Annotated in this window: 10 protein-coding genes and 1 pseudogene; 2 read left to right on the forward strand and 9 right to left on the reverse strand. The window is 41.5% G+C overall.

The features are described 5' to 3' along the window. Positions 1-23: 23 nt before the first annotated feature. Positions 24-1,229, reverse strand: a complete 1,206-nt coding sequence (locus tag HWQ38_RS21005) for an efflux RND transporter permease subunit (protein ID WP_292797318.1) — start codon at positions 1,227-1,229, stop codon at positions 24-26. Further along, on the reverse strand, positions 1,226-2,305 hold the full coding sequence (locus HWQ38_RS21010; protein WP_292797319.1) for an efflux RND transporter periplasmic adaptor subunit: 1,080 nt from the start codon (positions 2,303-2,305) through the stop codon (positions 1,226-1,228). The genes HWQ38_RS21005 and HWQ38_RS21010 overlap by 4 nt, the downstream gene beginning before the upstream one ends. A 466-nt stretch (positions 2,306-2,771) precedes the next feature. Here HWQ38_RS21010 and HWQ38_RS21015 point away from each other — a divergent pair. Beyond that, a pseudogene (locus HWQ38_RS21015) lies at positions 2,772-4,092 on the forward strand (IS4 family transposase). On the opposite strand, the gene HWQ38_RS21020 reads toward HWQ38_RS21015, so the two are convergent. Further along, positions 4,019-4,624 carry a TolC family protein gene (locus HWQ38_RS21020; RefSeq protein WP_292797320.1) on the reverse strand — a complete coding sequence of 202 codons (606 nt, stop codon included), beginning with the start codon at positions 4,622-4,624 and terminating at the stop codon, positions 4,019-4,021. The pseudogene HWQ38_RS21015 and the gene HWQ38_RS21020 overlap by 74 nt on opposite strands. 72 nt (positions 4,625-4,696) lie before the next feature. After that, positions 4,697-5,170 (reverse strand): DUF2808 domain-containing protein, encoded by a 474-nt coding sequence (locus HWQ38_RS21025; RefSeq protein WP_292797322.1) that lies wholly within the window; start codon positions 5,168-5,170, stop codon positions 4,697-4,699. Positions 5,171-5,671: 501 nt separating this feature from the next. Here HWQ38_RS21025 and HWQ38_RS21030 point away from each other — a divergent pair. Then, complete coding sequence (locus HWQ38_RS21030) at positions 5,672-5,800, forward strand: hypothetical protein (RefSeq protein ID WP_292797324.1); 129 nt, start codon at positions 5,672-5,674, stop codon at positions 5,798-5,800. A gap of 244 nt (positions 5,801-6,044) precedes the next feature. Here the strand turns inward: HWQ38_RS21030 and HWQ38_RS21035 are convergent, their stop codons facing one another. The 5 genes from HWQ38_RS21035 to HWQ38_RS21055 all read right to left on the reverse strand — a co-directional run bounded on the left by HWQ38_RS21035 (position 6,045) and on the right by HWQ38_RS21055 (position 10,369). Further along, complete coding sequence (locus tag HWQ38_RS21035; RefSeq protein ID WP_292797325.1) at positions 6,045-7,289, reverse strand: HAMP domain-containing histidine kinase; 1,245 nt, start codon at positions 7,287-7,289, stop codon at positions 6,045-6,047. Positions 7,290-7,304: 15 nt separating this feature from the next. Continuing rightward, entirely contained in the window at positions 7,305-7,979 is a 675-nt protein-coding gene (locus tag HWQ38_RS21040) for a response regulator transcription factor (RefSeq protein ID WP_292797326.1), read from the reverse strand. A 36-nt stretch (positions 7,980-8,015) separates the two neighbouring features. Beyond that, positions 8,016-8,759 (reverse strand): hypothetical protein, encoded by a 744-nt coding sequence (locus tag HWQ38_RS21045; RefSeq protein WP_292797327.1) that lies wholly within the window; start codon positions 8,757-8,759, stop codon positions 8,016-8,018. A 229-nt stretch (positions 8,760-8,988) separates the two neighbouring features. Continuing rightward, complete coding sequence (locus HWQ38_RS21050) at positions 8,989-9,759, reverse strand: hypothetical protein (RefSeq protein ID WP_292797328.1); 771 nt, start codon at positions 9,757-9,759, stop codon at positions 8,989-8,991. A 253-nt stretch (positions 9,760-10,012) separates the two neighbouring features. Next, positions 10,013-10,369, reverse strand: a complete 357-nt coding sequence (locus HWQ38_RS21055; protein ID WP_292797329.1) for a hypothetical protein — start codon at positions 10,367-10,369, stop codon at positions 10,013-10,015. Positions 10,370-10,471 lie beyond the last annotated feature (102 nt).

Here is a 10,471-nt window from a genome sequence, read left to right on the forward strand (position 1 = left end):
ACTATATAGCGATCGCCTTTTTTCTAGGATATAACGAGTTTGAAAACACGCCCTAGTCCTCCCAAAGACATGAGATTCAGACTTTGACCAACGAAGGATAACACCCCAAAGGCCGCAAGTGCAGACAGAGGAATAGTGATGGCAGCAATTACTGTACTACGCCATTCTCGTAAGAATACGTATAGTACAATGATAGTCAGGACAATACCAATAGCAATAGAATCGCGGACATTAGCGATCGCGTCTACAACTAATCCAGATTCATCGTAAGCTTTAGCGATTTGCACTCCTGGCGGCAAACTTTTTTCCAGCGACTTAATTTCCTGCTGTACCGCCCCAGCTACAGCTACAACATTACTATTCGGCTGGCGGAAGATATTTAGTGTTAATCCTGGTTTACCCTTGGCACTAATAATTTGGGTGCGGTCAGCCTCACCCAAAGAAACTTGTGCCAAATCCTCTAAAAATACAGGTTTACCAGCACCTTTCGTCGTTACCACAATCCCTGTGAGTGCAGACGGGTCTATTAGCTGACCATTGGTAACTATTAAATTTTGCTGGTAGTTACTATCTAGTTTACCTACTGCTTGATTTTGAGTTGAACGCCCAATCGTGTCGGCAACTTGTGATAAACTCAAACCAGAATTTTGCAAGCGATTCGGGTCAATCTGCACCTCCACTTCCGGGATATTTCCCCCTTGAAGATTGACAAGGGCAACACCTGCAACTCTGCTTAAATAAGGCAAGATTTGATACTGAGTAATCGAGTACAGGTCTGTTTGCGCTAAAGTATCGGTGGTGACGTTGTAGCTGAGTACCGGAAAAATGGCGGGGGTAACTCGCTCAACCGTGAGGTTAACGCCAGCTGGTAGGGTACTCCGTACTTCATTGATTTTGGCTTCCAATTGTTGGAGAGCCTGCTGCATATCAGTCGTGGGCTGAAACTCTATTGAGAGTTCTGTAGAGCCACGGGCAGTCTTTGAGCGGATCTTCTGGACACCATAAACTTGGTTAGTAGCTACTTCTAAAGGGCGAGTCACGGTGAGGACTACCTGTTCTGGGGCAACATTCCCAGCTTCAGCAATTACGGCAATCCGAGGAAAGGATAATTCGGGATAAACTCCACTGGGCAGATTACTGTAAGCTAATATACCTAAAATTGCCATGAACACAAATATTAGGTAAATGGCTTTTGCTTGAGATTGTAGTAGTTTGGTAAAACGAATCATTGTTTCACCTCCTGTATAGCAGTACTATCTGCTAATCCGTAAGCCCCTTTAGCTACCACTCTTTCATTACCTGTTAATCCTGACACAATCTCAACGCGGGAAGCAAAGTGATCGCCACTCAGTACATCACTCTGCTGGATACCAATTTGCACTTTTTTTCTTTCCAACTTCCCAGCTTTGACGGTATAAACCATACGTCCATTGGGATTTTCTGGGTCTGAAACCAACGCTGTTTGGGGCACTGTAATTGCTGCTTGATGAATATCTGTAATAATAGACACAGTGACAATTTGGTTCTCCTTTAACCGCCCACCAGAATTGTCAACGCGGATTTGGATGTTCCGGGTATTACTCTGGGGATCGACAATTGGACTAACAGCCGTGACAACACTGGAATAGCTTCCGTCAGTTAAGCTAAGTATTTTGGCGCTTTGACCAACACGAATATTAGCTTTTTTGTCGGCGCTGATGTTGGCATTGACTATCACTTTTGATAAGTTGACGACCTGAATGACTGGTATAGTAGGGTCAGTGGTATCACCAATATTCAGAAAGCGGTTAGCTACAACTCCAGCGATGGGGCTGCGGATATCAGTAAAGCTGAGTTGAGTTTGGGCTTGCTCGCGGGAAGCATTAACCTGTTTCTCTTGAGCAATTGCAGCAGCAAGTTGAGCTTGGGTTGTTTCCAATTGAGATTGAGCGGCAATCACATCTTTTTGGGGCGCGACTTGTTGTACAGATGCTTGGGCAGTGTTCAAAGCAGCTTGAGCCGTTTCGATTTGATTTTGGGCGGCAATCAAGTCTTTTTTGGGTGTTATGCCTTCTTTAAAGAGTTTTTGTTGTCGTTGTAAGTTATTTTGGGCAAAAGTGAGATTGCTTTGAGCTTGAGCAACACCTCCTCTTGCTCCTTGAATACCGGGGTCTGTGGCTTTTTGCGTCGGATTCAGAGCTTCGTTGTAGAGGCGGTGCGATCTCTCCAAATTCTTCTGTGCAAGTTCCAAACCAGTGCGTGCTTGAGCAACACCCGCTTGGGCCCAAAATGACAGCCGTTGTCGTCGTAGGAGGTGGCGCACCATCTGTACTTAAACCAGGGTCCCAAACATAAGATGCTGCCAAGGTGATATCTGGAATACGGGCTGAGTCAGCCACTTAAATCTGTTTATTATTAACTTGTATTTGTTGTTGAGCTAAAGCTAAATCTAATCGTGACGCTTTCGCTAACTTTTTTAACACCCTTAAATCTGGAAGCTTTGCTAAAATCGCCAATCCTGACTGTGAGTCTTTCCCAGAAAATCGGAACGCCTCGCCATCCACTAAATTAATCGCTGTGTCAGTAGGTTAACCCAAAAGGGTATTGAGACGAATGCTAGCCTGACGAACGCGGTTAATTGCTGGTTCCAGTTTTTGCTGTGCTTGAGCAAATGCAAACTCAGCTTGGACAACATCTGCTCGTGCCCATAGGTGTCAAGTTAAGAAAAATGGATGGCTGTCAAGAGTGGGCAAATCAATGGTAAAAGTCAACACAGGGTGTTGATTTGAGCCATGAGTAAGCCACGCAAAAAACAAGGAAATCCAGACTTTCGACATCGGGTAACCTCCCCAGCTCCAACAAGTGAAGAAATAGAATCGCGGTTGATTGAGCTATTAACTCCAGGGACATTTGCCAATCTCAAAGATGTAAAAGACAAAGAACGTAGTTTGCGATCGCGGGTACTAACCCTCCCAGTGATGGCAGCAATAGTACTGAGTTTGGTGTATCGACAAATAAATTATTTAACAGATGTTCTGCGCTGCCTGGAAATAGAAGGATTACTGTGGGTTGAGGCAATGTCTGTGAGTCGGCAAGCGCTATCTCAACGACTAGAGAGCTTGCCAGCAAAGTTATTTATCAAGCTGTTTGAGCAAGTAATAGAGCGCCTAGCAGCCAAGAAAAATCCCACAGAAGTTGACCCAAGGTGGTCATCGGTAGCTGAAGAGTTCAGTGCAGTATGGATAGCGGATGCATCAACCTTGGAAGCGATCAAAAAACATTTAGGACAACTCCAAGAAAAAACAGGCGCAGTGTTGGCTCTTAAGATGCTGATGGTGGTAGAAGCATTTACTCATCGCCCAGTAGCAGCGTTTTTCGATACCGACGCGAAACGCAATGAAACCAACTGGTGGCAAGAACTACAATTACGCTTACCAGTAGGTGGTTTACTGATCACAGATATGGGCTTCTATGGATTTGAGTGGTTTGATACCCTAACTGAACAAGGAAAATATATTTTAACTAGACAAAAAGCTCTCATTGCGCTTTCGAGTCATGCGCTCGCTTTCGAGTGGTTCTCATTACAAAGACGAAATTATTCAAATGGGACTGAACCATACTGACCCATGTCGCTACCCGATGCGCCAAGTATCAGTACTCTGGGGCAAGACTTGGTATTATTACTTGACCAATGTTCTTGACCCGCAACAACTTTCACCACAGTCGGTTTGCGATTTGTATCGCCGACGTTGGCAAATCGAAGATGCATTTTTACTGACTAAACGCTTACTCGGTTTATCTTATCTGTGGGTTGGTGGCACTAATGGTGTGCAGATGCAAGTCTATGCTACTTGGATTTTTTACGCAGTACTCAATGATTTGTGTGCTGATGTTGCTGTGGCTTTGCAGCAGCCCTTAGAACGTATTTCGATGGAAATGGTCTTTCGCAGCTTGTATTTTTTCCATCGCGCACGATCGCTAAATCCATTATTGCAACTCCTAACTTGGTTAGTCGAGCATCAGCGTTCTATGGGCTTGGTTAAAGCTGTTCGCCAACGACACCGACGTAACGCCGCAAGGTCGCTTGACATCTGGCCTGAGGCTTTAACTTGACACCAATGGCTCGTGCCACATCATTTGCTTGAAAACGCATCTTAGCAATATCAACAAGTTGTTTGTTGATAGCAAGAGATTGTTCTGTATTCTGCTGCGCTCCTTGAGCGATCGCTAACTCTGCATAAGCCTGACATACCTGAATACGAATTTGCCAACGTAAAGAGTCTAACTGTAACTGGGCTTGTTGCACCTGGGAGTTGGCTAAAGCTAGACGCGCTCCGCGTTTACCACCCAGTTCAATCAGTTGCTCAATACCAATAGTACGCTTAGTTTCAGCTTGACCAAAAGGTATATCTATTGCTAGTCGTGGATTTGCTATAACTCCGGCGACGGCGACTCCTGCTTGAGCAACAGAAATACTGCGCTGTGCTGCCAGCAATTGAGGATTATTTGCTTCAGCTTGGTTTATTGCTGTCTCCAGGGTGAGGTTTGATACTCTAGCTGTCTGAGCAAAAACTGGCAAGGAAACGGATAAACATACTAGCGACTCGATTGTTATGCATAAAGACAATACTAATACACGTGACACCCGCAGTCATACTCCTGTTATCACAACCATCACGGCTAAAATTGCTGTTCAACTTTTTACCAAAAACACCTGTTAGTAAATTCGTAGGCGAAATACACCCACTGGGATATCTGCATTCAGCCCCACAAGCCTGACAGAAACCGGATAGAGCCAAGCATTAGAAGTTCCTGAGATTAAGACACGATTGAGATCAATGTTAAGTTCAGTTCCAGGAGCTACCTGTTGAGGGAAAGCAATTGTGATGGTTCTACCATTGACAGTAATATTGGCAGCAATTTTTTTACCAGACTGGTCAGATAAGTTAATGTCATTCTTTACAGTTAAACCTTGAGGTACAGCAATAGTCATTTGGGATAAAGCTCTGCTATCTTGAGGAATTTTTAGCTGCAAAGAATCTCTGACAACTTTCGCCTTATTTTGAGGGAATTGCACTGCTCCAACAATGTTAGGAAATCTGCTATTTTTCATCGTGGTTGTGCTATAGGCAGCAGATGATAAAGACGCAATTGTTAAAGTTAATGCAATAGCATGAATTAGCTTTTTCATATTAAGCTTCCTGAAAAATATAGTGAGCAAATTTACTCTGGATAACAAAAATTAAGAATTTGGAAATTTAGTACAATATTATTGACAGATTCTACTGGAATCAGCTTTCTATATCGCTAAAGGTAGAGATAGGGAAAAGCCTAGCAAGAGATGGATGTTGAGTTATGTTTTTCAACCATTGTTCAATAGCACAACTAAAACTCAGGTTTCTGGTTATTAATCAGTAATCTCTGGTAACTAGTTGCACTTTACACACTAAAAGTAAAGAACTCGAAAAGATTTATCTGAATTTGTTAAGCGTAGGTTTACAGGCTTTGGATTTATATGGAAGGGCAGAACTATAAAAGCGATCGCACAAACTGACAAGTCAGCGCTTGTGCGATCGCTTGATATTATTTTCACCCTGATACTTGTCTCAGTTCTCTTTCGTCTAGTTTCTTAATTCCGCCCATAATTGATGATTACATAGCATAGGTTTGAATTATTACTGACTTAAGTGGTATGTCTATAGTCATACCAACACCTCTAAAAGAAACAGAGTATACTAAAGTCTGTGCTTCACCTGGAATTTCAACACCTTTGAGAGAAACTGTCAGTGTAGTACCAGGAGTTCCGAAATATTTGAGTTAATAAAAAACTCCACGCCACTTGCGGGATGGAGTTTTTAGTCATTAGTCATTAGTCATTAGTACCAATGACCAATGACCAATGACTTTTGACTAATGACTAAAGCGGCGGGGCGGCTATCCCTCTACAGACACCTGGGGTGGAGTTTCCCGCCGCTTTTTATTAAAGGGGTGACAATTTTAAAAGTTTTAGTCTTTATGGTTAATATAGCTATATTGTGGTACTTAATAAGACATTTTTATAAACATTAATTAAGTGAAAATGCTGGTAAATGCACAGTAAAACAACTACCAATTCCCAATTGACTTGTGGCACTAATTAATCCACCGTGACTCTCAGCAATAGCTTGGGCAATAGCCAATCCCAAACCAGAACCACCAGAATTATAAGAACGTGATTTATCTGCTCGCCAAAAACGCTCAAAAATATTTTCTAAATCTCCTGGTGCAATTCCTACACCCGTATCTTGGACATTAACAACTAGATGGGAAGCACTACGATTGGCTATGATTTCTACTGTCCCTTTTGACAGTGTGTAATGTATAGCATTTTGAATTAAGTTAGTAAATAATCGTGTTATCTGATTCGGATCGCCTAACAAATAAAGCTTTTCATTCAATTGACTTTTCAGATTAATTTGTTTAGCCTTCGCCTGCGGCTGATATAGTTGCATTAAGTTATTTAAAATTGAACTAAGATTAACAGTTTCTTTGATGTGGTTAGGAATATTATCATAACGAGCTAAAAATAGTAAGTCTTCTGTAAGTCGAGTCATTTGGTTAGTAGCACTAGAAATAGCCTGAAATTTTTCTGCGTCAGTTTCTCGCATTCCCTCTGGATACTTGAGTGCTACCCCTGCATTACTTTTAATCGCCATTAAAGGACTGCGGAGTTCATGGGAAGCGTCAGCAGTAAACTGTTTTAACCGTTCAAAGCTTTCTTCAATTGGTTGCATCGCTTGACGAGTTAGCCAAACTCCACCAGCACTACTAATAATCAAAGCTACAACAATTCCACCGCCTAATCCCAAATCTAATTTATTTAAAGTTTCATCGAATTCTTCTAGAGATTGACTAGCTCTTACATATCCAATGAACTTTTTATCATCACTATTAATAATTGGTAAAGTAACAGATTGAATGCGATTTTTACCAACTGGATTAATTTGTTCTCCTTCTTTTACATGAGTAGGTAAACTTAAAATATCTTGTCCCTGTTTTTCTATGAGATTACCTTTAGTATCAAACCAGTTTAATTCTTGATGATTTTTAAACAATTTATCTTGAGGTAAGTCATTTTCAATTTTAATTTTACCGTTATCAAACTCGGCATTAGCAGCACCAACTTGTGCTAATGCAGCAAGTTTTTGTGTTTGTTGTTTATAGAGGCTATGGGTGAAGACAATCCGAACAGCAATTGCAAATCCACCTAAGATTAATGATAAAACGATTAAATAAGACAACAGTAAACGACGGCGAATTTTTTCAAACATCAGCTAAATTTGCATTTATTTAGGACACAGGCGATAACCAAAACCATAAACAGTTTCGATAAAATCCTCTGAACTTCCTACTGCTCTGAGTTTCTTTCTTAAATTTGTCATGTGAGTTTTAACGGTTTCTTCCCCGGATAATTTATCAAACTCCCACAATTTATCTAAAATTGCCGAGCGAGTTAAAACTTGAGTAGAATTTTTTAAAAAGCATTCTAATATCATGTATTCTTTATGTGTTAATAATAAAGGTTTACTTGCATAAGTCACATGATAATTATTAGGGTCTAATTGTAAATCACCGTGAATTAAAATTAGTTGGTGAGTTTCTGGGCTTCTCCGACATAAAGCTCTAATTCGTGCTGCTAATTCTTCTAGTTCAAATGGTTTAACTAAATAATCATCGGCACCAGCATCGAGTCCACTTATTTTATCTGGTGTTGTATCTCGTGCTGTCAACATCAAAATAAAAGCATTACATTTAGCAGCACGTAACCGTTTACACAGAGTAATTCCATCTAAGCGCGGCAACATTAAATCTAATAAAATTAAATCATAATTACCTGCTTCGGCATATTCCCAACCTTCAATCCCATCACAAGCAATATCAACAGCATGATGCTGGTGTTTTAAATCTTCGGCTAAGGGTTTAGCGATGCGATCATCATCTTCAATTATTAATATTCTCATATCTTTATGCTATGCTCATCCATCTGCTTAAACGCATCACTCAATTGGGTGACGCACTTTTTTCTCCTTTCGCACCCAAAAGAATAGGACAACTGCTAGCAGGATAAAAGCGATCACCGAAGCATAGCCCCTGGGCAGTGATAGACCACCATCTTTGACTGGTTTGGTCAGAAAATCTCCAAAGGTGGCTCCGAAGGGTCGCGTGAAGATAAACGCCAGCCAGAATAGGAGAATATCGCTCAACTTTGTTATGTAGTGAAAGGCGATGACAACACCAATGACGCTGGCCGTCACGAATGCGCCCTGGATATAGCTCAGTCCCAAGTTGCTTGTCAGAAAGTCACCAAAGGCCGTTCCCAAACTGTTGGAGAACACAACAGCCAGCCAATAGGTGGTCTCTGCGTCTTTCCTGATGATCGGATAAACGCTCAAATCTCGATCCCGGTAGTACCAGATGGCAAGAACGCTCAACAGACCCGCTACCAGGATCAGCGATCCCACTGCATAGCCCAGCCCGAAAGATCGATCCATTAAGTCTGAAACTTCGGTTCCAGCTGTGGTTGTCGCAATGATCGCCACCCAGTAAAGCACTGGACGATATCTGTCCGATTGAATTTGAAAAAACAGGAGAATAGCCAAGATAGCGAACGTTATGGCAAAGGCTACGTAATACCCCAGTCCGAGAGACATTGATATGAAGTCACCTGCCGTCTCGCCGAGCGTCGTGGCGATGATCTTCATGATCCAGAAGAAAATTGTGACTTTTGCAACTTTGTTCATTTATTTTTCACAAGAAAAATAGTCAGTCATCATAATTCAGATTAGCGCAGTCTGCTAGAAACAATTAAGATATCAATGGCACGCTTGAAAAGCTCTAAGCTATGTGGAATAAGCACTACATTGAAAGCTATTGAACAGTCAAAAGATAGGTTAGGTAATCGCAAATTTCCAATCAAATCGCCTCTTCACAAACAGAAAAATGCCATTCGTTCGAGAAGGCGATCGCTAATCAGTCTTGTCCGTCAATTGGCAGTAAGGCTGGTTTCTTCTGCTTAAGGCTTAAGTAAATAACCAGACTCGCAATTATAGAAAGAAAAAGCATACTGGTTCCAACCGTACCAAAACCAAAGCCTCCATTTGTAGCAGATTGGGATAGTAAATCACCTATAGATGCTCCAAGCGGACGAGTCAAGATGTAAGCTAACCAGAATGCCAAAACTGCATTCATCCGAAAGTAATAATAACCGGTCGCTATGATTGCAATTGAAGCGCCAAATATCAGTGCTGATTGTGCATAACCCACTTTCAAAGCTTCTGCTAAAAGGTCTCCTGTTGCAGTGCCCAAGGCAAACGTAAACAAAACAGCCACCCAATAGAAGAAAAGCTCTCTTTTAGCTGTATTGATGGAGTGCATGGCTAATGTCTTTTCGTTTGAATACCACAGCGCAAAAACTACCAACAAGGAAACACTAAAAATTACAGTAGTTGTCATCAAACTAACTCCAAGCTCGTCTACCAATCTATCAGTGATCAGAGTGCCAACGATACTTATCAAAACGACCACAAACCAGAAACTTGCTGGAACATAGCGTTTCAGCTTAAACTGATTCAACAGCGCAACCAGTAACACGCCGCTCATAATGTCAGATGTAATACCTAAACCCAGATTCAGGGTTGCTGACAGAAAATCTGCTGCGGTTTCACCTACCGTGGTTGCCAGAACCTTAATAATCCAGAAGTAAATTGTCACCTCTGGAACCCTGTTTAATATCTTCTTCATGATATTTGTCTTTCTCAATCTTTCGCTAGAAGTAAGATGACGGCACGTTTGTTTTCGCCAAATCCATAAGGTATAAGGATCTCTAGGGTGTGAGGGGGTAGGGGATATTGGTCAAAAACTAAGAACCGAACGAAGAATATAAAACATACAACGCTTTTTCCTACACACCACTACCTGCAACCCTAATCTCATTCCTGCCAAGAGTTTCACGTTTATAAGCGTGCCATTCGTCAGATGACATCACACCCTAAACTTAGCTGTGCTGCCTCCTTACATGATGATCTTGTTTATGATGTGTTAAATGATACTTAGTATGATTTCTTCTGTGCGCTTTTGTCACAGACACTCTTCTACCATCACTAGCTTCTCTATCCCCATCTTCATGACTACTATCACGATCATGAGGGCTATCCATTTCAGCAATTTTGACACCGCTAGCAGACTGTGATGTAGCTAAAAGATGAGATGGTAATTGATGGGCATACGTTGTTTGCATATAACCACCAAATGCCAAAATACTTACAACAACAGTTGACAGAATAGTTTTATGGTAATTTTTCATGATGCAAAGCCTTTTGCTCTTTCTCGTCAGTAATTCAACAATAGACATTAAAAGTCAAGAACTGGAAAAGATTTTGCTAACTACTTCAACCAACACAGGACTTACGCAACTGGCACAAATAGCGGGCAGGGCGCAGCCTTGACACGCGAC

The sequence above is a fragment of the Nostoc sp. NMS7 genome, from assembly GCF_017115085.1.
Taxonomy (GTDB): domain Bacteria; phylum Cyanobacteriota; class Cyanobacteriia; order Cyanobacteriales; family Nostocaceae; genus Nostoc.